At 55.1% G+C, this 24,756-nt stretch carries 26 protein-coding genes; 8 read left to right on the forward strand and 18 right to left on the reverse strand.

All coding sequences use genetic code 11. The features are described 5' to 3' along the window. Window positions 1-50 precede the first annotated feature (50 nt). The 5 genes from QNN88_RS08470 to mutS all read left to right on the forward strand — a co-directional run bounded on the left by QNN88_RS08470 (window position 51) and on the right by mutS (window position 6,188). Window positions 51-968, forward strand: coding sequence for a metal ABC transporter substrate-binding protein (locus QNN88_RS08470; RefSeq protein WP_414239833.1), 918 nt, complete (start codon window positions 51-53; stop codon window positions 966-968). Then, entirely contained in the window at window positions 965-1,786 is an 822-nt protein-coding gene (sitB, locus tag QNN88_RS08475; protein ID WP_414239834.1) for an iron/manganese ABC transporter ATP-binding protein SitB, read from the forward strand. Before QNN88_RS08470 ends, sitB begins: the two co-directional genes overlap by 4 nt. After that, window positions 1,783-2,640 carry an iron/manganese ABC transporter permease subunit SitC gene (gene sitC, locus QNN88_RS08480; RefSeq protein WP_414239835.1) on the forward strand — a complete coding sequence of 286 codons (858 nt, stop codon included), beginning with the start codon at window positions 1,783-1,785 and terminating at the stop codon, window positions 2,638-2,640. Before sitB ends, sitC begins: the two co-directional genes overlap by 4 nt. Continuing rightward, a complete protein-coding gene (gene sitD, locus QNN88_RS08485; RefSeq protein WP_414239836.1) occupies window positions 2,631-3,479 on the forward strand; it encodes an iron/manganese ABC transporter permease subunit SitD in 849 nt (282 codons plus the stop codon). The genes sitC and sitD overlap by 10 nt, the downstream gene beginning before the upstream one ends. Before the next feature lie 147 nt (window positions 3,480-3,626). Further along, entirely contained in the window at window positions 3,627-6,188 is a 2,562-nt protein-coding gene (gene mutS, locus QNN88_RS08490) for a DNA mismatch repair protein MutS (RefSeq protein ID WP_414239837.1), read from the forward strand. A gap of 98 nt (window positions 6,189-6,286) precedes the next feature. Here mutS and QNN88_RS08495 read toward each other — a convergent pair whose 3' ends face one another. From QNN88_RS08495 to QNN88_RS08505, 3 genes are read right to left on the reverse strand one after another with little or no spacing between them, the layout of a single operon-like run. After that, complete coding sequence (locus tag QNN88_RS08495; protein WP_414239838.1) at window positions 6,287-6,523, reverse strand: non-oxidative hydroxyarylic acid decarboxylases subunit D; 237 nt, start codon at window positions 6,521-6,523, stop codon at window positions 6,287-6,289. 10 nt (window positions 6,524-6,533) lie between these two features. Further along, window positions 6,534-7,961 (reverse strand): non-oxidative hydroxyarylic acid decarboxylases subunit C, encoded by a 1,428-nt coding sequence (locus QNN88_RS08500; protein WP_414239839.1) that lies wholly within the window; start codon window positions 7,959-7,961, stop codon window positions 6,534-6,536. Then, window positions 7,961-8,554, reverse strand: a complete 594-nt coding sequence (locus QNN88_RS08505; RefSeq protein ID WP_414239840.1) for a non-oxidative hydroxyarylic acid decarboxylases subunit B — start codon at window positions 8,552-8,554, stop codon at window positions 7,961-7,963. The genes QNN88_RS08500 and QNN88_RS08505 overlap by 1 nt, the downstream gene beginning before the upstream one ends. Before the next feature lie 171 nt (window positions 8,555-8,725). Between QNN88_RS08505 and QNN88_RS08510 the strand changes: the two genes are divergently transcribed. Continuing rightward, window positions 8,726-9,133 carry a MarR family winged helix-turn-helix transcriptional regulator gene (locus QNN88_RS08510; protein WP_414239841.1) on the forward strand — a complete coding sequence of 136 codons (408 nt, stop codon included), beginning with the start codon at window positions 8,726-8,728 and terminating at the stop codon, window positions 9,131-9,133. A 119-nt stretch (window positions 9,134-9,252) separates the two neighbouring features. Here the strand turns inward: QNN88_RS08510 and rpoS are convergent, their stop codons facing one another. Beyond that, window positions 9,253-10,245 carry an RNA polymerase sigma factor RpoS gene (gene rpoS, locus QNN88_RS08515; RefSeq protein ID WP_000081550.1) on the reverse strand — a complete coding sequence of 331 codons (993 nt, stop codon included), beginning with the start codon at window positions 10,243-10,245 and terminating at the stop codon, window positions 9,253-9,255. Window positions 10,246-10,307: 62 nt separating this feature from the next. Next, on the reverse strand, window positions 10,308-11,390 hold the full coding sequence (gene nlpD / locus QNN88_RS08520) for a murein hydrolase activator NlpD (RefSeq protein WP_414240223.1): 1,083 nt from the start codon (window positions 11,388-11,390) through the stop codon (window positions 10,308-10,310). Here nlpD and QNN88_RS08525 point away from each other — a divergent pair. Beyond that, window positions 11,317-11,478 (forward strand): peptidase, encoded by a 162-nt coding sequence (locus tag QNN88_RS08525; protein WP_414239842.1) that lies wholly within the window; start codon window positions 11,317-11,319, stop codon window positions 11,476-11,478. The two genes, nlpD and QNN88_RS08525, sit on opposite strands and share 74 nt — an antisense overlap. Before the next feature lie 96 nt (window positions 11,479-11,574). Here the strand turns inward: QNN88_RS08525 and pcm are convergent, their stop codons facing one another. The 10 genes from pcm to cysD form a co-directional block, all read right to left on the reverse strand. Then, a complete protein-coding gene (gene pcm / locus QNN88_RS08530) occupies window positions 11,575-12,201 on the reverse strand; it encodes a protein-L-isoaspartate O-methyltransferase (RefSeq protein ID WP_414239843.1) in 627 nt (208 codons plus the stop codon). After that, window positions 12,195-12,956, reverse strand: a complete 762-nt coding sequence (gene surE, locus QNN88_RS08535; RefSeq protein WP_414239844.1) for a 5'/3'-nucleotidase SurE — start codon at window positions 12,954-12,956, stop codon at window positions 12,195-12,197. The genes pcm and surE overlap by 7 nt, the downstream gene beginning before the upstream one ends. Then, window positions 12,937-13,986, reverse strand: coding sequence for a tRNA pseudouridine(13) synthase TruD (truD, locus tag QNN88_RS08540; protein ID WP_414239845.1), 1,050 nt, complete (start codon window positions 13,984-13,986; stop codon window positions 12,937-12,939). The genes surE and truD overlap by 20 nt, the downstream gene beginning before the upstream one ends. Continuing rightward, on the reverse strand, window positions 13,983-14,462 hold the full coding sequence (ispF, locus tag QNN88_RS08545) for a 2-C-methyl-D-erythritol 2,4-cyclodiphosphate synthase (RefSeq protein WP_414239846.1): 480 nt from the start codon (window positions 14,460-14,462) through the stop codon (window positions 13,983-13,985). Before ispF ends, truD begins: the two co-directional genes overlap by 4 nt. Then, window positions 14,462-15,172, reverse strand: a complete 711-nt coding sequence (gene ispD / locus QNN88_RS08550) for a 2-C-methyl-D-erythritol 4-phosphate cytidylyltransferase (protein WP_414239847.1) — start codon at window positions 15,170-15,172, stop codon at window positions 14,462-14,464. The genes ispF and ispD overlap by 1 nt, the downstream gene beginning before the upstream one ends. An 18-nt stretch (window positions 15,173-15,190) precedes the next feature. Beyond that, on the reverse strand, window positions 15,191-15,502 hold the full coding sequence (gene ftsB, locus QNN88_RS08555) for a cell division protein FtsB (RefSeq protein WP_042288707.1): 312 nt from the start codon (window positions 15,500-15,502) through the stop codon (window positions 15,191-15,193). Between the two features lie 183 nt (window positions 15,503-15,685). Next, entirely contained in the window at window positions 15,686-16,009 is a 324-nt protein-coding gene (locus QNN88_RS08560) for a DUF3561 family protein (RefSeq protein ID WP_414239848.1), read from the reverse strand. A 46-nt stretch (window positions 16,010-16,055) separates the two neighbouring features. Next, the gene (gene cysC / locus QNN88_RS08565) at window positions 16,056-16,661 is read right to left on the reverse strand and encodes an adenylyl-sulfate kinase (RefSeq protein WP_414239849.1); all 606 of its coding nucleotides are present in this window, start codon (window positions 16,659-16,661) and stop codon (window positions 16,056-16,058) included. Continuing rightward, window positions 16,661-18,088, reverse strand: a complete 1,428-nt coding sequence (cysN, locus tag QNN88_RS08570; protein ID WP_414239850.1) for a sulfate adenylyltransferase subunit CysN — start codon at window positions 18,086-18,088, stop codon at window positions 16,661-16,663. The genes cysC and cysN overlap by 1 nt, the downstream gene beginning before the upstream one ends. 9 nt (window positions 18,089-18,097) lie before the next feature. Then, complete coding sequence (cysD, locus tag QNN88_RS08575) at window positions 18,098-19,006, reverse strand: sulfate adenylyltransferase subunit CysD (protein ID WP_042322572.1); 909 nt, start codon at window positions 19,004-19,006, stop codon at window positions 18,098-18,100. A gap of 274 nt (window positions 19,007-19,280) precedes the next feature. On the opposite strand from cysD, the gene QNN88_RS08580 reads away from it, so the two are divergent. Next, window positions 19,281-20,318, forward strand: coding sequence for an aminopeptidase (locus QNN88_RS08580; protein WP_414239851.1), 1,038 nt, complete (start codon window positions 19,281-19,283; stop codon window positions 20,316-20,318). A gap of 67 nt (window positions 20,319-20,385) precedes the next feature. On the opposite strand, the gene cysH is transcribed toward QNN88_RS08580, so the two are convergent. The 3 genes from cysH to cysJ form a co-directional block, all read right to left on the reverse strand. Continuing rightward, window positions 20,386-21,120: a phosphoadenosine phosphosulfate reductase gene (gene cysH / locus QNN88_RS08585; protein WP_414239852.1), complete on the reverse strand. Its 735-nt coding sequence runs from the start codon at window positions 21,118-21,120 to the stop codon at window positions 20,386-20,388. A 99-nt stretch (window positions 21,121-21,219) separates the two neighbouring features. After that, window positions 21,220-22,932, reverse strand: a complete 1,713-nt coding sequence (gene cysI / locus QNN88_RS08590; protein WP_414239853.1) for an assimilatory sulfite reductase (NADPH) hemoprotein subunit — start codon at window positions 22,930-22,932, stop codon at window positions 21,220-21,222. Beyond that, complete coding sequence (cysJ, locus tag QNN88_RS08595; protein WP_414239854.1) at window positions 22,932-24,731, reverse strand: NADPH-dependent assimilatory sulfite reductase flavoprotein subunit; 1,800 nt, start codon at window positions 24,729-24,731, stop codon at window positions 22,932-22,934. The genes cysI and cysJ overlap by 1 nt, the downstream gene beginning before the upstream one ends. Window positions 24,732-24,756 lie beyond the last annotated feature (25 nt).

Raw genomic sequence — 24,756 nt, forward strand, 5'->3', positions numbered from 1 at the left:
GCAAAGGCTATATTCGATGAATAATTAACCACTTTTTTATGAGGGATTCTATGCCGCACCTGCCCCGTCTGACGTCATCATTGTTAATTGCCATGCTGGCCCTGTGCGCGCTGCCTCCGGCGTACGCTACAGAAAAATTCAAAGTCATCACCACTTTTACGGTCATTGCCGACATGGCGAAAAACGTCGCCGGCGAGGCCGCAGAGGTCAGTTCGATCACCAAACCTGGTGCGGAAATTCATGAATATCAACCCACGCCCGGCGACATTAAGCGAGCGCAGGGAGCACAGCTTATTCTCTCCAACGGTCTGAATCTGGAGCTGTGGTTTGCACGTTTTTATCAAAATCTGTCGGGCATACCGGAAGTGACGGTGTCGGATGGGGTGAAACCGATGGGCATCAGCGAAGGTCCATACAGCGGTAAACCCAACCCCCACGCCTGGATGTCGGAAGAAAACGCGCTGATTTACGTCGACAATATCCGCAACGCGCTGATGAAGTACGATCCGGCAAACGCCGCGACCTATCAAAAAAATGCTGAACATTATAAAACGCAGATCCACCAGACAATGAAACCCTTACGCGCTGCGCTGGCGGCCATCCCTGCTGACAAGCGCTGGCTGGTCACCAGCGAAGGGGCCTTTTCCTATCTTGCCCGCGACAATGGGCTAAAAGAGTTGTATCTCTGGCCGATCAACGCCGATCAGCAGGGAACGCCAAAGCAGGTACGTAAGGTGATCGATGCGATCAGAGCGCACCAGATCCCGACTGTTTTCAGCGAAAGCACCGTGTCAGATAAACCGGCCCGCCAGGTTGCGCGGGAAGCCGGCGCACATTACGGCAGCGTCCTGTACGTTGATTCCCTGAGCACGGCTGAGGGGCCTGTTCCCACCTGGCTTGATCTGCTGCGCGTGACCACTGAAACGATCGTCACCGGCATCAACGACGGTATGAGGAGCCAGAAATGAATCAATCTGCGATTACCGTGAATCAGGTGACGGTGACGTATCGCAACGGTCATACCGCGCTACGCGATGCCACCTTTCAGGTACCGGGTGGTTCGATAGCCGCGCTGGTGGGGGTCAACGGGTCGGGAAAATCAACATTGTTTAAGGCGCTGATGGGTTTCGTCCGCCTGGCCGACGGCGAGATTTCCATCCTGCAACAGCCGGTAAATCGCGCGCTGAAACAGAATCTGATCGCTTATGTTCCGCAATCTGAAGAGGTCGACTGGTCATTTCCGGTGCTGGTGGAAGATGTGGTCATGATGGGGCGCTACGGGCATATGGGCTGGTTGCGTCGCTCGAAGGATCAGGATCATGCCAGTGTTGACGCGGCGCTGGCGCGGGTGGATATGCTGGAATACCGCCACCGGCAGATTGGCGAGCTTTCCGGCGGACAGAAAAAACGCGTCTTCCTCGCCAGAGCCATCGCCCAGGATGGCCAGGTCATTTTGCTGGATGAACCCTTTACCGGAGTGGACGTCAAAACCGAAGCGCGCATTATTACGCTGCTACGCGAGTTGCGCGATGAGGGGCGCACCATGCTGGTCTCCACCCACAATCTCGGGTCAGTCACTGAATTCTGTGATTATACGGTGATGATCAAAGGCACCGTGCTGGCGAGTGGCCCGACCGAAACCACCTTTACCGCCGAAAACCTTGAACTGGCGTTCAGCGGTGTCCTGCGTCATGTCGCGCTCAGCGGCGGTGAAGAACACATTATTACCGATGACGAACGTCCGTTTATCTCCCGACGTACGGCAGGTAGCGGAGAGTCATTATGAACTGGCTGACGGAACCTTTTGGCTATCAGTACATGCTCAATGCAATGTGGGTATCGGCAATGGTGGGTGGCCTGTGCGCCTTTCTCTCCTGCTATTTAATGCTCAAAGGCTGGTCGCTGATCGGCGATGCGCTGTCACATTCCATCGTACCCGGCGTTGCCGGCGCCTACATGCTCGGCCTCCCCTTTTCGCTCGGCGCCTTTCTCTCTGGCGGCCTGGCGGCGGGCAGTATGCTGTTTCTGAACCAGCGCTCGCAGCTGAAAGAAGATGCCATTATTGGCCTGATCTTCTCGTCATTCTTTGGCATCGGGCTGTTTATGGTCTCACTCAACCCGATGTCGGTGAATATTCAGACTATCATTCTCGGCAACGTGCTGGCGATTGCCCCGGAAGACATCGTTCAACTGGCGATTATCGGCGTTGTTTCCTTACTCATTCTGCTGCTGAAGTGGAAGGATCTGATGGTCACTTTTTTTGATGAAAACCACGCCCGATCCATTGGTCTGCATCCGGGTCGTCTGAAGCTGCTGTTTTTCATGTTGTTGTCGGTATCAACCGTCGCCGCGCTGCAAACCGTGGGGGCATTTCTGGTGATCTGTCTGGTCGTGACGCCCGGTGCCACCGCCTGGCTACTGAGCGACCGCTTTCCACGCCTTCTTATGATCGCGGTTGCGATCGGCAGTCTGACCAGCTTCTTCGGCGCATGGCTCAGTTACTGGCTTGACGGTGCCACTGGCGGGATCATCGTGGTATTGCAAACGCTGCTGTTCCTGCTGGCATTCGTTTTCGCCCCTAAACACGGCCTGCTGGCGAATCGTCGTCGCGCGCGCCGTAAGGAGTCGTCATGTTTCTGACCACCCTGCTGGAACCCTTTCAGTTCGACTTTATGGTCAATGCGCTGATCGTCTCTGTCCTTGTGGCGATTCCCTGTGCGCTACTGTCGGTATTTCTGGTACTCAAAGGCTGGGCACTCATGGGAGACGCCATGAGTCATGCGGTCTTTCCGGGAATTGTGCTGGCTTATATTGTCGGTATTCCACTGGCTATCGGCGCGTTTATTGCGGGCCTGTTCTGCGCAGTCGCGACCGGATATCTTGACGACAACAGCCGCATCAAACGCGATACCATCATGGGGATCGTTTTCTCCGGCATGTTTGGCGCCGGGCTGGTGCTCTATGTCTCTATCCAGTCTGAGGTTCATCTCGATCATATTCTGTTCGGCGACATGCTGGGGATTTCACTCAGTGATATTGGGCAAACGGCGCTCATTGCGCTGGGTATCACGCTGATCATCGTCTTCAAATGGAAAGATCTGCTGCTGCATGCCTTCGATCCGCATCAGGCAAAAGCCTGCGGTCTGAACATGGCCATGTTGCACTACGGGCTGTTGTGCATGATTGCGCTGACCATTGTGGCGACGCTGAAATCGGTGGGGATCATTTTGTCGATCTCCCTGCTGATCGCCCCAGGCGCGATTGCCATTTTACTCACCCGCCGATTTGCTCACGCGCTATTGCTGGCAACAGGTCTGTCGGTGATCGCCTCATTTTCAGGTGTGTATCTGTCATTTTTCCTCGACAGCGCCCCCGCGCCCACGATCGTCGTGCTGTTCACCATTATCTTTATCGCTGCGTTTGTTTTTGCCTCTTTACGCGATCGACGTTCAGAAATGCGGCTACGACAGTCGGTGTAAAATTCGGAAACGGAAGAAGGATCGAGAAGTCGGCGATCCTGGCTTTCCCTGAAATGCGTATCTCCGTTATCATGTGTCCCTTATGTGATAACAACGAAAATTAAAAGTATCGCAACCTCAATCCATTCAGGGACTGGACACAACTCCATGAGTACAATCGATAATCTCGACGCCCACACCCCCATGATGCAGCAGTATCTCAAGCTGAAGGCTCAGCACCCGGAGATCCTGCTTTTCTATCGCATGGGCGACTTTTACGAACTCTTTTACGACGATGCAAAACGGGCGTCGCAACTGCTCGATATTTCGCTGACTAAACGCGGCGCGTCTGCGGGCGAGCCCATCCCGATGGCGGGCATTCCCCATCATGCGGTAGAAAACTATCTCGCCAAACTGGTTAATCAGGGTGAATCCGTCGCCATTTGCGAGCAAATTGGCGACCCGGCCACCAGTAAAGGGCCGGTTGAGCGTAAAGTCGTGCGTATTGTCACGCCGGGCACCATCAGCGATGAAGCGCTGCTACAGGAACGCCAGGACAATCTACTGGCGGCCATCTGGCAGGACAGCAAAGGTTATGGTTATGCCACGCTGGATATCAGTTCCGGGCGTTTTCGCCTGAGCGAGCCCGCCGATCGCGAAACAATGGCCGCCGAACTGCAGCGGACCAATCCGGCAGAACTGCTGTACGCCGAAGATTTCGCAGAGATGGCGCTGATAGAAGGACGTCGCGGGTTGCGTCGTCGCCCATTGTGGGAATTTGAAATTGATACTGCGCGCCAGCAACTGAATATGCAGTTTGGTACTCGCGATCTGATTGGCTTTGGCGTTGAAAACGCACCGCGTGGGCTTTGCGCCGCTGGCTGTCTGTTGCAGTACGTCAAGGATACACAGCGCACTTCCCTGCCGCATATTCGCTCGATCACCATGGAGCGCCAACAGGACAGCATCATCATGGATGCAGCAACGCGCCGAAATCTGGAGATTACCCAGAACCTGGCGGGTGGCGTAGAGAACACGCTGGCCTCCGTGCTCGACTGCACCGTGACGCCGATGGGCAGCCGTATGCTCAAACGCTGGCTGCATATGCCTGTCCGTGACACGAAAATCCTGACTGAACGCCAGCAAACCATTGGTTCATTACAGGATGCAACCAGCGAACTGCAGCCGGTGCTGCGTCAGGTGGGCGATCTGGAACGTATTCTTGCCCGTCTGGCGCTGCGTACAGCCCGTCCACGCGATCTCGCTCGCATGCGCCACGCTTTCCAGCAGTTGCCGGAACTGCGTGCGCAACTGGAATCGGTAGACAGCACTCCCGTACAAATGCTGCGTGAGAAAATGGGCGAATTTGCCGAATTGCGGGAACTGCTGGAGCGTGCGGTCGTTGACGCGCCGCCGGTTCTCGTTCGTGACGGCGGTGTTATTGCGCCGGGCTACAACGAAGAACTTGATGAGTGGCGCGCCCTGGCAGACGGCGCGACCGACTATCTCGACAGGCTGGAAATCCGTGAACGCGAGCGTACCGGGCTGGATACGCTGAAAGTTGGCTTCAACGCGGTACACGGTTATTACATCCAGATCAGTCGTGGGCAGAGCCACCTCGCGCCAATTAATTATGTCCGTCGTCAGACGCTGAAAAACGCCGAGCGCTACATCATTCCGGAACTGAAAGAGTACGAAGATAAGGTTCTGACTTCCAAGGGCAAAGCGCTGGCGCTGGAAAAGCAGCTCTATGACGAACTGTTCGATCTGCTGCTACCGCATCTGGCGGATTTACAGCAGAGCGCCAGTGCGCTGGCGGAACTCGACGTACTGGTGAATCTGGCCGAACGCGCGTACACGCTGAACTACACCTGTCCAACCTTCAGCGATAAACCGGGTATTCGTATTACCGAGGGCCGCCATCCGGTGGTGGAACAGGTGCTGAATGAGCCGTTTATCGCCAACCCGCTCGACCTCTCACCACAGCGCAGAATGCTGATCATTACCGGACCAAACATGGGCGGTAAAAGTACCTACATGCGCCAGACCGCGCTGATTGCCCTGCTGGCCTATATCGGCAGCTACGTACCGGCGCAAAAAGTAGAGATTGGCCCTGTCGATCGTATCTTTACCCGCGTAGGCGCAGCGGACGATCTGGCCTCCGGGCGCTCCACCTTCATGGTAGAGATGACCGAAACGGCCAACATTCTGCACAACGCCACTGAGAACAGCCTGGTGCTAATGGATGAGATTGGCCGCGGGACATCTACTTACGATGGCCTGTCGCTGGCGTGGGCATGTGCAGAAAATCTGGCGAATAAGATCAAAGCGCTGACGCTGTTCGCGACGCACTACTTCGAACTGACGCAGTTGCCGGAGAAAATGGAAGGCGTTGCCAACGTCCATCTCGACGCGTTAGAGCACGGCGATACCATTGCCTTTATGCATAGCGTGCAGGACGGTGCGGCCAGTAAGAGCTACGGTCTGGCGGTCGCGGCGCTGGCAGGCGTTCCAAAAGAGGTGATTAAACGTGCGCGACAGAAACTGCGCGAGCTGGAAAGCCTTTCGCCAAACGCAGCGGCAACTCAGATAGACGGCACGCAGATGTCGCTACTGTCCGCCCCCGAAGAGACCTCGCCTGCGGTTGAAGCGCTGGAAAATCTCGACCCGGATTCTCTGTCGCCACGTCAGGCACTGGAGTGGATCTACCGGTTGAAGAGTCTGGTGTAAGAGAAATGCCCGATGACGCTTTGCGTATCGGGCCTACACACTAACGGTACTGTACTTCCCCAGGCCGGATAAGGTGTCAACCGCCATCCGGCACTCCGTTAACGCTTACCTTCTGCCAGCAGCGGCGGAATGCTCGGCACCATCGGCGCGTCATCAATATCTTTTTGCGTCATACGAAACGCCTGAGGATAGTGTTCGCGGCTGGTGCGACGTAGCGGCTCGGTATTACGCCAGGTATACAGGCAATGCTGGCACTGATACACCGTCCAGACGCCTTTCACTGGCGAGGTCGCCATGACTTCAATATGTTCATCAGCACAACGTGGGCAAATCATCTGTGACTCCTTATTTACGGTTGGCCAGCATGGTGGTCAGCTTTTCAGCCCAGGCTTTGGTTTCCGGGAGATCGCACACCGGTTGGCTATAGTGACCACGGTTATCCGGCGCAACGGGCGTGGTGGCGTCAATGATCAGTTTATCGGTGATCCCCGCCGGACTTGAGCCCGGATCCAGCTCCAGTACCGACATGTTCGGTAGCTGCACCAGATCGCCTGCCGGGTTGACCTTCGACGACAACGCCCACATCACCTGCGGCAGGTTGAACGGATCGACATCTTCATCCACCATGATCACCATCTTCACGTAACCCAGACCGTGTGGCGTGGTCATCGCACGCAGCCCCACCGCCCTCGCAAAGCCGCCGTAGCGTTTTTTGGTCGAGATAATCGCCAGCAGGCCGTGGGTATACATGGCGTTAACCGCCTGCACTTCAGGAAATTCAGCTTTCAGTTGCTGGTACAACGGCACACAGGTGGCCGGCCCCATCAGGTAGTCGATTTCTGTCCACGGCATCCCGAGATAAAGTGATTCAAAAATCGGTTTGCTGCGATATGACACCTTATCGATACGCACGACCGTCATGTTGCGACCACCGGAATAGTGGCCGGTAAATTCGCCGAACGGCCCTTCAATTTCACGTTTGCGGCTTTCAATCACCCCTTCCAGGATCACCTCCGATCCCCACGGTACATCGAAGCCGGTCAACGGTGCGGTGGCAATGGGATACGGGCTTTCCCGCAGCGCCCCCGCCATCTCATATTCTGATTGATCATATTTCAACGGTGTCGCGCCCATCAGCGTGATGATCGGATCGTTACCCAACGTGATGGCGATTGGCAGATCCTCGCCACGTTCTTCCGCCTTATGCAGATGCAGCGCAATATCGTGCATCGGTACGGGTTGCAGGCCCAGCTTACGCTTGCCCTTCACTTCCATCCGGTAGATACCGACGTTCTGCTTGCCGAAATTTTCCGGGTCGAGCGGATCGCGGGAGACCACGCAGGCTTTATCCAGATAAAATCCGCCATCGCCGTCGTTCAGGCGAAACAGCGGCAGAATATCGAACAGGTTAATCGCTTCTCCATCGACGCTGTTTTCCGCCCATGCCGGATTCGCGCGGCGTTCCGGAGCGACCGGGAACTTATCCCAGCGGCGAATAAACTCATCAATTTGCTTTTTCACCGGCGTATTCGGCGGCAAGCCTAATGAAATGGCATGATTTTGCCAGGAACCAATGGTGTTCATTGCCACACGCGCATCGGTAAAACCGCGGATATTGTCGAACCATAGCGCCGGAGCGCCGTCGCCAATACGGCCAGTGGCGTTGGCAGCCGCGGCCAGATCCGGCTCCGCGTTCACCTCTTCACTGATTTTCAGCAATTGTCCCTGGTCGTCGAGCGCCTGCAAAAAGCTGCGCAAATCATCAAATGCCATTATTCATTCTCCTGTGAAAAATTCGGTGTCTGCGCCAAACCCTGCCAACGGCGTGCGAGGGGATGTTCCAGCGCAAACTGGTCCAGTACGCGGGCCACGATGTGTTGCGTAATATCCTCAACGGTTTGTGGATGGTTGTAGAACGCGGGCATCGGCGGCACTATCGCCACGCCCATGCGGGAAAGCGCGAGCATATTTTCGAGATGCACCGTGCTGAGCGGCATTTCACGCGGCACCAGCACCAGCTTGCGCCCTTCTTTCAGCACCACGTCGGCAGCGCGTCCCACCAGACCGTCGGCATAACCTGCGCGTATGCCAGCCAGGGTTTTCATGCTGCAGGGGATAACGATCATGCCGTCAGTACGAAACGAACCAGACGAGATGGTCGCCGCCTGATCCGCCGGACTGTGGCAAAAATCGGCCAGTCCGGCAACATCGCGCGCGCTGTATGGCGTTTCCAGCTCAATGGTGGTTTTGGCCCACTTTGACATCACCAGATGTATTTCTACCTCCGGCATTTTCCGCAATGCCTGCAACAGAGCTACGCCAAGCGGCGCGCCCGTTGCCCCGGTCATCCCTACAATCAGTCTCATCCGTTACCTCATAAATTGTTCGTATACGAACGTTTTATTTAAATTACCTCCGTGAAACCGCGACGGCAAGACTCCTCATTTTTTTTCGCACGTATCGCTTAAGATTTCCTCGTTAAAAAAAGCAGCGTTACCCGCTATGATAGGCGAAATGATTTTTCGCCTGGAGTTTTCATGGAGTTACGGAATAAAGCGTTTCACCTGTTACGCCAGCTGTTTCAGCAACATACGGCGCGTTGGCAGCACGCTTTGCCGGATCTTACTAAACCGCAATACGCGGTGATGCGTGCCATTGCGGAACGTCCCGGCATTGAGCAAATTAATCTGATGGAAGCCGCCGTCAGTACCAAAGCGACACTGGCGGAAATGCTAAGCCGAATGGAAAAACGCGGGCTGGTGAGGCGCGAGAACGATCCGTTAGATAAACGTCGCCGCTTTGTTTATCTGACCACAGAGGGTGAAGCATTACTGAATGTCACCATGCCGTTGGGAAATCAGGTGGATGAGGAGTTTCTGGGGCGGTTGAATGACGAAGAACGTGCGCAATTCGCCCGGCTGATTAAGAAAATGATGCCTGATTAACGAACCTGAATGTACATGGAATACCCTTTCGGACTTTGCCTGCGAATCCACAGTTAACATAAGCCAAACAGAAAAAAGGCCAGCCTCTTAGAGGCTGGCCTTTCTTGTCAGAGCGGTGCTTACTCGCGGAACAGCGCTTCGATATTCAGCCCTTGAGTCTGCAGAATTTCACGCAGACGGCGAAGGCCTTCAACCTGAATCTGACGAACACGTTCACGAGTCAGACCGATTTCGCGGCCCACATCTTCCAGTGTTGCAGCTTCATAACCCAGTAGACCGAAACGACGTGCCAGCACTTCACGCTGTTTGGCGTTCAGTTCGAACAGCCATTTGACGATACTCTGTTTCATATCATCATCTTGCGTGGTGTCTTCCGGACCGTTCTCTTTCTCATCGGCCAGGATATCCAGCAACGCTTTTTCGGAATCGCCACCCAACGGGGTGTCTACCGAGGTAATACGCTCGTTAAGACGAAGCATACGGCTGACGTCATCAACTGGTTTATCCAGCTGTTCTGCAATTTCTTCCGCGCTCGGTTCGTGGTCCAGTTTATGGGACAACTCACGTGCGGTACGCAGATAAACGTTCAGCTCTTTAACAATGTGGATCGGCAGTCGAATGGTACGGGTTTGGTTCATGATTGCCCGTTCAATCGTCTGGCGAATCCACCAGGTTGCGTATGTGGAGAAGCGGAACCCGCGTTCCGGGTCAAACTTCTCAACGGCACGGATAAGCCCCAGATTGCCCTCTTCAATCAGATCCAGCAGCGCCAGACCACGATTGCCATAACGACGGGCAATTTTCACCACCAGACGCAGGTTACTTTCAATCATCCGACGGCGTGAGGCGACATCTCCACGCAATGCGCGACGCGCAAAATACACTTCTTCTTCGGCCGTTAACAGTGGTGAATAACCAATCTCACCAAGGTAAAGCTGAGTCGCGTCCAACACACGCTGTGTGGCCCCCTGCGATAACAGCTCTTCTTCAGCCAAATCGTTATCACTGGGTTCCTCTTCAACTAAGGCTTTTTCGTCAAAAACCTCAACTCCGTTCTCATCAAATTCCGCATCTTCATTTAAATCATGAACTTTCAGCGTATTCTGACTCATAAGGTGGCTCCTACCCGTGATCCCTTGACGGAACTAGCAAGTGTCAGCCTGGTTCCGCCGATTTATCGCTGCGGTAAATAACGCAGCGGGTTTACGGATTTCCCCTTGTAACGAATTTCAAAATGCAATCGTGTAGAACTGGTTCCGGTGCTACCCATCGTCGCTATTTTTTGTCCTGCCTTCACTTCTTGTTGTTCCCGGACCAGCATTGTATCGTTATGAGCGTAGGCACTCAGGTAATCATCGTTGTGTTTGATGATAATAAGATTACCGTAACCGCGCAGTGCGTTACCGGCATAGACCACGCGCCCATCGGCGGTCGCGATAATAGCCTGTCCCTTACTGCCTGCAATGTCGATCCCTTTATTGCCCCCCTCGGAAGCCCCAAAGTTCTCGATTACTTTACCGTCAGTCGGCCAGCGCCATGCGGAAATTGGCGAACTGGTAGACGAACTGCTTGCAGTCGATTCGGTTGCGCTAACTGCTGGTGCCGTTACAGGCGCTGTGACGACTGTCCCAGCAGGCTTGTTGTTCGGCAACATTTTGTTAGCACTTTGTTCACCTGAGTCCTCAGAATACGTAATTGTCGGTTTCGACGCAACAGCAACGGCGGAATTTTGTGCAGGTTTGGTCACAACTCCTTGCTCTGCCGCATCGGCCTGAGTAATCGCATTGCCGCCGGTAATTGGCGCACCCGATGCATTACCCACCTGCAACGTTTGCCCGACGTTCAGGCTATACGGGGCCTGGACGTTATTGCGTTGCGCCAGGTCACGGAAATCGTTCCCGGTTATCCAGGCGATATAAAAAAGCGTGTCGCCTTTTTTAACGGTGTAAGTACTGCCGCCGCTATAGCTCCCTTTCGGAATGTTCCCATACTGGCGATTGTAAACAATGCGGCCGTTTTCCATCTGTACGGGCTGTTCGGTGACCGGCTGAATTTGCGTCGGCTGCGTCGTCGGGCGCTGCACCGGTTGAATTTGCGGTGTCTGCGGTGCGGACGTCGTCGTCCCCATCTTCGGCGGTGGCGTAATCAACATGCCAGAACTGGTATTTGCCGGGGCATTACCATTGACTGAACTTACCGGCGCTGGTGGATTTGATGAATTTGAACACCCCGCCAGCCATAGTGAAACCAGTGACAGTGCCGCAATGCGACTAACGGTGAATTTTGGGCTTCCCGCGCTCATTTATCCCCCAGGAAAAAATTGGTTAACAACCAGTGACGTATAATCGTGCAGACGGCAAATGGACACTGGAAAATGTGACCACGATACGCTGACCCGTTCCAAAAACTCCAGGAAAATTCCAGGTATTCGGAACTGTTTCTTACGCGAGTTCCCCTTTCACTAAGGGAACAAAACGTACTGCCTCCACGGTGTCGATAATAAATTCGCCGCCCCGACGACGCACCCGTTTCAGAAACTGATGCTCATCACCCACGGGCAAAACGAGAATGCCGCCTTCATCCAGTTGCGTCATCAACGCGGTCGGGATTTCCGGCGGTGCTGCCGTCACAATAATAGCGTCAAATGGCGCGCGTGCCTGCCAGCCTTGCCAGCCATCACCGTGACGAGTTGAAACATTGTGTAAATCGAGTTGCTTCAGGCGGCGACGCGCCTGCCACTGCAGTCCTTTAATGCGTTCGACTGAGCAAACCTGCTGTACCAGGTGCGCCAGTATCGCCGTTTGATACCCGGAACCGGTGCCAATTTCCAGCACCCGAGACTGCGGCGTCAGTTCGAGCAGTTCGGTCATTCGCGCCACCATATAGGGCTGCGAAATCGTCTGTCCCTGACCTATCGGCAACGCGATATTGTCCCAGGCCTTATGTTCAAACGCTTCATCAATAAATTTCTCACGCGGCACCGCAGCCAGGGCATTAAGCACCTGCTCATCGCGGATCCCCTGCGTGCGCAGTTGATCAAGAAGCGTCTGTACGCGTCTGCTTACCATTGCGTGCCAACTCCCACGCTCTCTAACCAGTCGGAAACCACATCATGCGCGCTGTGCGCCGTTAAATCTACATGCAACGGCGTAATGGAGACGTAACCTTCATCCACAGCCGCAAAATCGGTGTCAGGTCCGGCGTCATATTTATCGCCAGGCGGACCAATCCAGTACAGCGTGTTGCCACGCGGATCTTCTTGAGGGATCACCTTGTCTGCAGGATGGCGACTACCGCAGCGCGTCACACGGACACCTTTGATCTGATCCAGCGGTAAGTCAGGCACATTAATGTTGAGGATCCGCCCGGTACGCAGCGGTTCGCGCCGCAGTGCGCGCAGGATTCGACAGGTGATGGCCGCTGCGGTTTCATAATGCTGGTGCCCATCTAACGACACGGCGAGCGCCGGAAAACCCAGATGGCGCCCTTCCATCGCCGCCGCGACGGTGCCGGAATAGATAACGTCATCCCCAAGATTGGCGCCGGCGTTAATTCCTGAGACCACGATGTCCGGACGCGGTCGCATGAGAGCATTAACGCCCAGATAAACACAATCGGTGGGTGTCCCCATCTGCACTGCGATATCGCCGTTGTCAAAGGTAAATGTCCGAAGAGAAGATTCCAGCGTCAGCGAGTTTGACGCACCACTGCGGTTCCGATCCGGGGCGACAACCTGTACGTCAGCAAACTCCCGCAGGGCTTTCGCCAGCGTTTGTATACCGGGTGCATGGACCCCATCATCGTTACTCAGCAATATGCGCATAATCACCCATTGTGTTGATCAGTTCCCTCACCACGCTGGTCGCGAAGCTTCCCGCCGGCAGCCAGAAGCGTAGCTCGACGGTGACGTCATCCCACCAGTTCCAGCTTAATTGCTGCGGATAAAGCAGTATCGCTCTTCGCGAGGCCTCGACTTTTTCGCGCAGCAGCAGCGACTGCAACGCGGTCTCTTCGGCAATCGCGGACTGTTCGAACGCCAGCGCATCCCGCTGGGTTCCCCACTCGCCGCTGCCGGGAAGCGAAGCCGTCACCATCAGTTCTTTTTCATCGACACGACGCTGTAGTTCCACCCGCTCTTCTTGCGAGGCGACAAACCAGCTTCCGCGTCCCGCTAATTGTAGCGCATCGCCGTCAACAACTTGATTAAAGTCTGTTTTTTTCAGGCGCTCGCTAACAATTTGATTAAACAACGCACTGCGGGCCGCCGACAACCAAAAACTGCGTTTATTGCGATCACGAACCGGTGCATCGCTTTGCGCCCAGCGCAGCGCGCCTTGCAGATTGCTGCCGCCGATACCAAAACGCTGAGCGCCGAAATAGTTCGGTACGCCGCCAGCGTTTATCGCTTGCAGACGGGATTCCACCTCATCACGATGGCTGACTTCGCGCAGCACCAGTGTGAACGCATTGCCCTTCAGCGCGCCTAAACGTAGTTTGCGTTTGTGACGCGCATATTCCAGCACTTTGCACCCCTCAAGCTGGAAGGCGCTCAGGTCGGGCATTTCCTTGCCCGGAACGCGCGCGCACAGCCATTGTTCGGTGACCGCATGCTTGTCTTTTTGCCCGGCAAAGCTCACTTCACGGGCGTGTATTTTCAAAAATTTCGCCAGGGCATCGGCCACAAAACGGGTGTTGCAGCCGTTTTTAAGAATACGCACCAGAATGTGTTCACCTTCGCCATCCGGTTCGAAACCCAAATCTTCGACCACCACAAAATCTTCCGGACTGGCTTTCAGCAACCCGGTACTTTGTGGTTTCCCGTGAAGGTACGTAAGATTTTCAAACTCTGTCATTTCGCGGCCTTAATGAGTAACGCCACCGCTTCACAGGCGATCCCTTCCCCACGACCGGTAAAACCCAGTTTTTCCGTAGTGGTCGCTTTCACGTTCACGTCATCCATGTGACAACCGAGGTCTTCAGCAATAAATACGCGCATTTGCGGGATGTGCGTCAGCATCTTCGGCGCCTGAGCAATAATGGTCACATCGACGTTGCCTAAGGTATAGCCTTTGGCCTGAATACGACGCCAGGCTTCGCGCAGCAGCTCGCGGCTATCGGCCCCTTTAAACGCCGGATCGGTATCCGGAAACAGCTTGCCAATGTCACCCAGTGCCGCAGCGCCAAGCAGGGCATCGGTAAGCGCATGCAGCGCAACATCGCCATCAGAATGCGCCAGCAGCCCTTTTTCATAAGGGATACGCACGCCACCAATAATGATTGGGCCTTCCCCGCCAAAGGCGTGTACGTCAAAACCGTGTCCGATTCGCATTATGTTTTCTCCTGATGGATTTTTCGGGTCAGATAAAATTCAGCCAGCGCTAAATCTTCCGGACGGGTCACTTTGATGTTATCAGCCCGGCCTTCCACAAGCTGTGGATGGAAGCCGCAATATTCCAGCGCCGAGGCTTCATCCGTGATGGTCGCCCCTTCATTCAGCGCACGCGTCAGACAGTCATGCAGCAGTTCACGAGGGAAAAACTGCGGCGTCAGGGCGTGCCATAAATCATTGCGCTCAACGGTATGGGCGATGGCCGTTTTTCCCGGCTCTGCGCGTTTCATAGTATCGCGCACGGGGGCGGCCAGGATCCCGCCGGTGCGGCTGGTTTCACTCAGCGCCAGCAGACGCGCTAAATCATCCTGATGCAGGCAGGGGCGCGCCGCATCATGCACCAGCACCCATTCGGCGTCTCCGGCGGCCTGCAATCCGGCAAGCACAGAGTGTGCTCGTTCATCTCCCCCGTCCACGACGGTAATTTGCGGATGCTGCGCCAGTGGGAGTTGGGCAAAGCGGCTGTCGCCGGGGCTTATCGCGATGATCACGCGGGTCACCCGGGGATGTGCCAGCAGCGCGTGGACCGAGTGTTCGAGAATAGTTTTATTGCCAATCGAGAGATATTGCTTAGGACATTCCGTTTGCATACGGCGGCCAAATCCGGCCGCCGGCACCACGGCGCAAACATCCAATAAAGTGGCTGCCATGTGATTTCCTGGGCTGGTTTAACGAGTATTTTGCCCCGCAGTTTGCGCGCGTTTAGACGCGTCGGGCACCAGACGATAAAACGTTTCGCCTGGTTTAGTCATGCTGAGTTCGTTGCGTGCACGTTCCTCGATAGCCTCCTGACCGCCATTGAGGTCGTCAATTTCGGCAAAAAGCTGATCGTTACGTGCTTTAAGTTTGGCGTTCGTCGCCTGCTGCGCCGCCACGTCATCATTGACGCGGCTGTAATCATGTATGCCGTTCTTACCGAACCACAGCGAATACTGTAGCCAGACCAGTAAAGCCAGCAACAGCAGCGTTAGTTTACCCATCCTGCCCCCTGAAAAACGGCATCATCCTCCCATACTTCCGCAAACGACACGACGTTTGCAGGCGGGAAAGCCGCAACAACGCGGGCAAATGTACCACAATTGCCCTTTATAACGTATACCCAGAACCCTGAGAACATCATCTCATTGTTAGTTACGGTTTGAATTATGGACAGCCGTCGCGCTTTAGCCCAGCAGCCACATAAACAGCGCGCCGAACATTGCGCAAACGGTCAGCAGCGTTGCGAGAATGCTGTAGCGCAATTTTCCCTTGAGCAGGGAATGCAACGCGATACCCACGACCACCGCAACGGGCATTAACGCCAGGAAGAAAGGCCAGGTGTAGATGAAGAAAAACAAGGTGTTGGCACCATACACCAGAAAGGGGATCCCCAACGCCAGTAGCCATGACGCGAAACCCACCACGGCGCCCGGCAGCGACCAGGTGGTTTCGTCATCAGTAGCAAACGCGTCTGTCGTGGTGAGTGTGATGTTCTGGCTATTGCGCATAGTGAATCCTGTAACCTTGACTGACCGTACACACAGGTCAGGTGTCTCAGGATCTGATAATATCGTCCTGCCTCAGCAGGTCTAATAATTGGGCGACCAAATTTGTTACTAATTGTTCACCATTCAGATGAACCTCAGGCGATTCAGGCGCTTCATACACGGAATCAATTCCGGTGAAGTTGCGCAACTCTCCCGCACGCGCTTTTTTGTATAACCCTTTTGGATCGCGGGCTTCGCAAATTTCCAGCGGCGTATCCACGAACACTTCAATGAAGCGCCCTTTACCGACGCGATCGCGCACCATCTGTCGCTCCGCCCGGTGCGGGGAAATAAACGCCGTCAGTACCACCAGTCCGGCATCCACCATCAGGTTAGCCACTTCGCCCACGCGCCGGATATTCTCTTTACGATCGGCGTCGCTAAACCCTAAATCGCTGCACAGGCCGTGGCGAACATTGTCGCCATCCAACAAGTAGGTGCTAACGCCCAGCTTGTGCAGCGCCTCTTCCAGCGCCCCGGCGACCGTTGATTTCCCCGATCCGGAAAGCCCGGTAAACCACAGCACAACACCACGATGACCGTGGTGTTGTTCACGCTGTTGCGGCGTGACGGGATGGGCATGCCAGACGACGTTTTCGTCATGCAACGCCATTATTTCCCCCCCAGTAAATCACGCGCGCCCCAGTGCGGGAAGTGGCGACGCACCAGCGCATTCAGTTCCAGCTCAAAGGCGCTGAATTCTGATGGCGCGGCGATCTCCTGCACCATCGGTTCGCGGACCATACCGGCACCGACGGTGACATTGCTCAGACGGTCGATAAAAATAAGCCCGCCTGTCACCGGGTTCTGCTGGTAGGTATCCAGCACCAGCGGCTCGTCAAAGGTCAGATTCACCAGACCAATGCCGTTCAGCGGCAGAGTGTCCACCTCACGCTGGGTCAAATTGTTGATATCCACCTGATACTGAACCTGATCGACGCGAGCACGGGTCTTTTTACCCGCGATTTTGATTTCGTAGCTCTGTCCCGGCGCCAGCGGCTGTTCCGCCATCCAGACCACATCGACGGCGGCGCTTTGCACTGCCGGTAAGCTCTCCTCCGCCGCCAGCAGCAAATCGCCACGGCTGATATCAATCTCGTCTTTCAGGACGAGGGTAATGGCTTCCCCGGCAAAGGCGTCGTCCAGATCGCCATCAAAGGTGACAATGCGCGCCACACTGGACTCTACGCCGGACGGCAATACCTTCACGCGCTGCCCCACTTCAACGCGCCCGGAAGCCAGCGTGCCGGAATAACCGCGGAAATCGAGGTTCGGGCGGTTTACGTATTGCACCGGGAAGCGCATGGGTTGGCTGTCGACCACGCGCTGGATCTCAACCGTCTCCAGCACTTCAAGTAAAGTCGGGCCGCTATACCACGGCATGCTGACGCTTTGCGAAGCCACATTGTCGCCTTCCAGCGCGGAGAGTGGCACGAAGCGGATATCCAGATTGCCCGGCAACTGTTCGGCAAAGGTCAGGTAATCTTCGCGAATACGCGCGAAAGTCTCTTCGCTGTAGTCAACCAGATCCATTTTGTTGATCGCCACCACCAGGTGCTTGATCCCCAGCAGCGTAGAAATAAAGCTGTGGCGACGGGTCTGATCCAGCACACCTTTACGGGCGTCGATCAGCAGGATCGCCAGGTCACAGGTGGAGGCGCCAGTCGCCATATTGCGGGTGTATTGCTCGTGCCCAGGGGTATCGGCAATGATAAATTTGCGTTTCTCAGTAGAGAAATAGCGATACGCCACGTCAATGGTAATGCCCTGCTCACGCTCGGCCTGCAGCCCATCCACCAGCAGCGCCAGATCCAGCTTCTCACCCTGCGTACCGTGGCGCTTGCTGTCGTTATGCAACGATGACAGCTGATCTTCATAAATCTGACGCGTGTCGTGCAGCAGGCGACCAATCAGGGTGCTTTTGCCATCATCCACGCTACCGCAGGTTAAAAAGCGCAGCAGGCTTTTATGTTGTTGAGCGACCATCCAGGCTTCGACGCCGCCTTCATTGGCAATTTGTTGTGCAAGTGTGGTGTTCATGGCGGCTCCTTAGAAATACCCCTGACGTTTCTTCAGCTCCATAGAGCCCGCCTGGTCGCGGTCAATCACGCGACCCTGCCGTTCACTGGTCGTCGAGACCAGCATCTCTTCAATAATTTCCGGCAGCGTTTGTGCATTCGATTCCACCGCGCCAGTCAGCGGCCAGCAGCCGAGAGTACGGAAACGCACCATCCGTTTTTTGATCATCTCGCCGGGCTGCAGGTCGATGCGATCGTCATCGATCATCATCAACATACCGTCGCGCTCCAGCACCGGGCGCTCCGCCGCCAGATACAGCGGGACGATCTCAATATTTTCCAGCCAGATGTACTGCCATATATCCTGTTCCGTCCAGTTGGACAGCGGGAAGACGCGGATACTTTCGCCTTTGTTAATCTGCCCGTTGTAGTTGTGCCACAGTTCAGGACGCTGGTTTTTCGGATCCCAGCGATGAAAGCGGTCGCGGAAGGAGTAGATGCGCTCTTTCGCCCGCGATTTTTCTTCATCGCGACGCGCACCGCCAAAGGCGGCGTCAAAACCGTATTTGTTCAGCGCCTGCTTCAGCCCTTCGGTTTTCATAATGTCAGTGTGTTTGGCGCTGCCGTGGACAAAGGGGTTGATACCCATCGCCACGCCTTCCGGGTTTTTATGCACCAGCAGCTCGCAGCCGTACGCTTTGGCAGTACGATCGCGGAATTCATACATCTCGCGGAATTTCCAGCCGGTATCGACATGCAGCAGCGGGAACGGCAGCGAGCCTGGATAGAATGCCTTCCGGGCCAGATGCAGCATGACGCTGGAATCTTTGCCAATGGAGTAAAGCATTACCGGGTTCGAGAATTCTGCTGCCACCTCGCGAATGATGTGGATGCTTTCGGCCTCCAGCTGTCGCAGGTGGGTGAGTCGTTTTTGGTCCATAACCGTTCCTTTACAATACCGCGAATGTCGAGCACGTCAGATAACCCGACTATAGGGAGCGCAAGAGAACGAATGAAATTACGAATTGGAATGAGTAGTTCCTCAAAGGAATAACGATCTGGCAAAGCAAATATCAAAAAGTGCTTAACCCGCCGGAATTCGGGCATTTAAGAGCAAATGAAATTGTTTTAGCGGGGTCACGGTTTCATACTAGGCGGATTAAATTTTTTGCTGTGTATTCAGGGCTTCCCCCGCTGGCTATTAAGGATCCTCTATGTTTTCCGCAACGCGCCGCCTTTCTACTCTCCTGGCGCTCGGCGTATGTTTTATTGTCCCCGCTCAGGCGTCATCGCCAAAACCGGGGGATTTTGCGACCTCACAGACTCGCCATATCGCAACTGTATTTCCTGGCAGAATGACCGGCTCACCGGCAGAAATGTTATCTGCCGACTATTTGCGCCAACAATTTGAGCAAATGGGTTATCGCAGCGACATCCGTACATTCAACAGTCGCTATATTTATACCGCCAAAAATAACCGCAAAAACTGGCATAACGTCACCGGCAGTACCGTTATTGCCGCCCACGAAGGCAAGGCCCCGCAGCAGATTATTATCATGGCGCATCTGGATACCTACGCGCCGCAAAGCGATGCCGACACCGACGCGAATCTTGGCGGACTCACTCTGCAAGGCGTAGATGATAACGCCGCCGGGCTGGGCGTGATGCTTGAACTGGCGGAACGTCTGAAAGATGTGCCGACCGAATACGGTATTCGCTTTATTGCTACCAGCGGCGAAGAAGAGGGAAAACTGGGGGCTGAAAATCTGCTGAAGCGCATGAGTGCGGCAGAGAAGAAAAATACGCTGCTGGTGATTAATCTCGACAACCTGATTGTCGGCGACAAACTCTATTTTAATAGCGGGCAGAGCACGCCGGAAGCCGTGCGTAAATTAACCCGCGATCGGGCGTTAGCCATTGCACGCAATCATGGTATTGCCGCCAGCAGCAATCCAGGCCTGAATAAGGATTATCCAAAAGGCACCGGTTGCTGCAATGACGCGGAGGTTTTCGATAAAGCAGGAATTTCGGTGCTTTCCGTCGAGGCGACGAACTGGAGTCTTGGCAAGAAAGATGGTTACCAGCAGCGCGCCAAAACCACCTCTTTCCCGGCGGGAAATAGCTGGCACGACGTGCGCCTTGATAATCAGCAGCATATTGATAAAGCCCTGCCAGGACGCATTGAACACCGCAACCGCGACGTCATGCGCATTATGCTGCCGCTAGTGAAAGAATTAGCGAAAGCGAGCTAATCATATTGCCGGATAAGACAATGCCATTATCCGGCAATACTGTCAGACCGTCATAGGGTGGTTTGTTTCACCCTTCGTGCAGCCCGCACTCCCGCTTCAGGCCAAAGAAGCGGGTTTCTTCTTCAGCCATACCCGGTTCCCATTTCCGCGTGGTGTGGGTATCGCCGACGGAAAGATAGCCCTGATCCCACAGTGGATGGTATTTCAGGCCGTGTTTTTGCAGATACTGATATACCGTGCGGTTATCCCAGTCGATAATCGGCAGCACTTTAAATACGCCACGCTGAATCGCCAGCACCGGCAGATGCGCACGGCTACCGGACTGTTCGCGCCGCAGTCCTGCAAACCAGGTTTGCGCATTCAGTTCCTGCAACGCCCGGTTCATCGGTTCGACTTTGTTGATCTCATTGTATTTCTCAATACCTTCAACCCCTTGCTCCCATAGCTTACCGTAACGCGCTTCCTGCCAGGCGGCGCTCTCGGTTGCACGGTAGACCTTCAGGTTCAGTTTGAGCTTGTCCGTTAACTCGTCGATAAACTGATAGGTTTCCGGGAACAGATAGCCGGTATCGGTCAGGATCACCGGGATATCCGGGCGGATCTGGTTTACCAGATGCAGACTCACCGCCGCCTGAATACCAAAGCTGGAGGAGAGCACGTAATTGCCGGGCAGGTGCTCCAGCGCCCAGGCCACACGGCCTTCGGCATCCAGCTTTTCCAGTTGAGAGTTAGTTTCTGCCAGCGCCATGACGCGTTCCACTTTTGGCAGCGCGTTCAGAGCATGTAGATCGAGTCTGGACATAAGAACCTCGTTTGCCTGTTTTGCCGGGCGGCACTGCGTTTGCCCGGCCTACAAAACCCGTAGGCCCGGTAAGCGAAGCGCCACCGGGCAAAGGATGGGTTATTCCCAGAAATCCCGTGCGGGATCAAGCACCGGGCGAATAATGCCCGCACGCACCGTAAAGTCGCCGAAGCCTTCACCCGCTTCGCGCTCTTTCGCCCAGCGCCCAATCAGTTCATCCAGCGAGTCGAGAATTTCCGGCTCGGTGATATTTTCTTTGAACATCCGAGGTATACGCGTGCCAATTCGGTTACCACCGAGATGCAGGTTATAGCGGCCAGGCGCTTTCCCGACCAGACCGACTTCCGCCAGCATCGCACGACCACAACCGTTCGGGCAGCCCGTTACGCGCATGACGATGTGTTCATCGCTGACGTTATGTTTCGCCATCAGTCCGTCAATCTTGTCGATAAACGTCGGCAGGAAGCGCTCGGCCTCTGCCATCGCCAGCGGACAAGTCGGGAACGACACGCAGGCCATGGAGTTTTCACGCTGTGGCGTCACGGTATTCATCAGACCGCTCTCTTGCGCGATCTTCTCAATCTTCGCCTTCTGGCTTTCCGGTACGCCAGCGATAATCAGATTCTGATTCGCGGTAATACGGAACTCACCTTTATGGATTTTTGCGATTTCCAGCAGACCCGTTTTCAGCGGACGCCCCGGATAATCGAGGATACGGCCATTTTCGATAAACAGCGTCAGATGCCATTTATTATCGATGCCCTTCACCCAGCCAATGCGATCGCCGCGACCGGTGAATTCGTACGGACGAATCGGTTCGAATTTGATGCCTGCACGACGTTCCACTTCCGCTTTAAACGTCTCTACCCCCACGCGTTCCAGCGTGTATTTGGTTTTCGCATTTTTACGATCGGTACGGTTACCCCAGTCGCGCTGGGTGGTGACCACCGCTTCCGCTACGGCCAGCGTGTGCTCCAGCGGCAGATAGCCAAACTCGCTCGCGGTACGGGCATAGGTTTTTTTATTACCGTGCTCGATAGAAAGACCGCCACCCACCAGCAGGTTAAAGCCCACCAGCTTGCCGTTCTCCGCCACGGCGACAAAGTTCATGTCGTTGGCGTGCAGATCGATGTCGTTCTGCGGCGGGATCACTACCGTGGTTTTAAACTTACGCGGCAGATAGGTTTGACCGAGGATCGGTTCTTCATCCGTCGTCGCGACTTTTTCCTGATCGAGCCAAATTTCAGCATACGCGCGGGTGCGTGGCAGCAGATGCTCGGAGATCTTTTTCGCCCACTCATAAGCTTCAGCATGCAGCTCAGACTCGTACGGGTTCGAGGTGCACAGCACGTTACGGTTCATGTCGTTGGCAGTTGCCAGCGCATCCAGCCCCACGGAGTGCAGCATCTGGTGTACCGGTTTCACGTTCTTCTTCAGGATCCCGTGGAACTGGAACGTCTGACGGTTGGTCAGGCGAATGCTGCCGTAAATCGTGTTCTCGGCGGCGAATTTATCAATCGCCTGCCATTGTTTGGTGGTGATAACGCCTCCCGGCAGACGGCAGCGAAGCAACATCGCGTGACGCGGCTCCAGCTTCTGCTCGGCACGCTCGGCGCGGATATCACGGTCATCCTGTTGGTACATTCCGTGAAAACGGATCAGCAGGAAGTTGTCACCTTTAAAACCGCCGGTGAGACCGTCATTTAAATCTTCAGCAATGGTGCCGCGCAGATAGTTGCTTTCCAGCTTCATACGCTCGGCGTCTGCCAGTTTACCTTCGACCACCAGGGGTCCCGGATGTTTATCGCTCATTAGTAGACATCTCGCTGATAACGGCGCTCAACGCGCAGCTCACTTAAAAATTCATCCGCTGATTCCGCGTCCATCGCGCCGAATTCAGCTATCACGTCCAGCAATGCCTGCTCAACGTCCTTCGCCATGCGATTCGCGTCGCCGCAGACATAAATGTGGGCACCGTCATTGATCCAGCGCCACAGTTCTGCGCCCTGTTCGCGCAGTTTGTCTTGTACGTAGACTTTTTCTTTTTGGTCTCGTGACCAGGCGAGATCGACACGGCTCAGTACGCCTTCTTTGACGTAACGCTGCCATTCCACCTGGTAGAGGAAATCTTCAGTAAAGTGCGGGTTGCCAAAGAACAGCCAGTTTTTACCGGACGCTCCCTCAGCAGCGCGCTGTTGCATAAAGGCGCGAAACGGCGCGATGCCTGTCCCTGGACCAATCATGATCACCGGGGTTTCAGGGTTCGTCGGCAGACGGAAGTTATCGTTATGTTCGATGAACACACGCACCTCGCCATCTTCTTCGACGCGATCGGCCAGGAAGCTGGATGCACCACCGGCACGCGCGCGGCCTTCCACTTCATAACGCACCGCACCCACAGTGATGTGCACCTCACTCTCCACTTCAGCCTGTGAAGACGCAATGGAGTACAGGCGCGGCGTTAACGGACGCAACAGATCGACTAACGCTTGTGCATCCAGTTGTGCGGGCGAGAAACGCAGCATATCGACAACAGGCGTCGTGGTGGCGTAATGCTGCAACTGTGCCTTATCGCCGACCAGCGGCAACAACGAATCACTGCGTGTTAAGGTGGCATAGTTTTCAACGATATTGGCGGTATTTACGGTCAGTTCAACATGCCACTGTAGCGCTTCGGACAGCGGGAGAGACTGCCCATTGACCGTAACCGGCTCATCGCCTTTCAGCCAGACCAGTTCTACGATCTCTTTCACCAGCGCCGGATCGTTTTGATACCAGACACCCAACGCATCGCCAGGCTGGTAGCGCAAACCCGAGTCACCAAGATCGATTTCAATATGGCGAACGTCTTTCTCTGAATCGCGTCCGGTGATTTTTTGATTCACGGACAACGTGGCGCTTAGCGGCGCTTCTTTGGTATACGGACTGGTGTGGATCTCATTGACTGCGCCGCTGGCAACCGGCTGAGCCTGTGTCGCAACCGGCGCACGTGATTTCAACACCTCAACCACACGAGCACGCCACTCGGCGGCGGCGGCCTGGTATTCCACATCAGCATCAACGCGATCTAACAGGCGCTCACCGCCGAGCTCTGCCAGTTTATTGTCAAAATCTTTGCCCGACTGGCAGAAAAATTCGTATGACGTGTCACCCAGACCAAAAACGGCAAAGGCGGTGTTTTCAAGCTTCGGTGCTTTTTTAGAGAACAGGAACTTATGCAACGCGACCGCTTCTTCCGGGGGCTCGCCTTCTCCCTGGGTAGAAGTGACGACAACCAGCAGCTTTTCATTGGCGATTTGTTTGAATTTGTAGTCGCCTGCGTTAACCAGCGTAACGCTAAGTTTTGCTGCCAGCAGGTCATCACGCAGCGCTTCCGCCACTCGGCGTGCATTCCCCGTTTGGGATGCGGAGATCAGCGTGATGCCCGGCATTTCCGCCACGGGAGCGGGTATGGCAACGGCTGCGCCAGGTTGCTGATTCAGCGTACCCCAGAAATAGCCAGAAACCCATGCAAGCTGCGTGGGCGTGAGATCGGTGGTGGCCGCCTGGAGGCGTGCCAGTTGCTCCGGGTTCAGCGGAAGCAAAGCGGAAGGTGGGGCCTGTGTCGTCATGCGTCGTTATGTTCCAGTAAGCAAA

The sequence above is a fragment of the Citrobacter sp. ANG330 genome, assembly GCF_047467925.1.
Taxonomy (GTDB): domain Bacteria; phylum Pseudomonadota; class Gammaproteobacteria; order Enterobacterales; family Enterobacteriaceae; genus Citrobacter_A; species Citrobacter_A amalonaticus_G.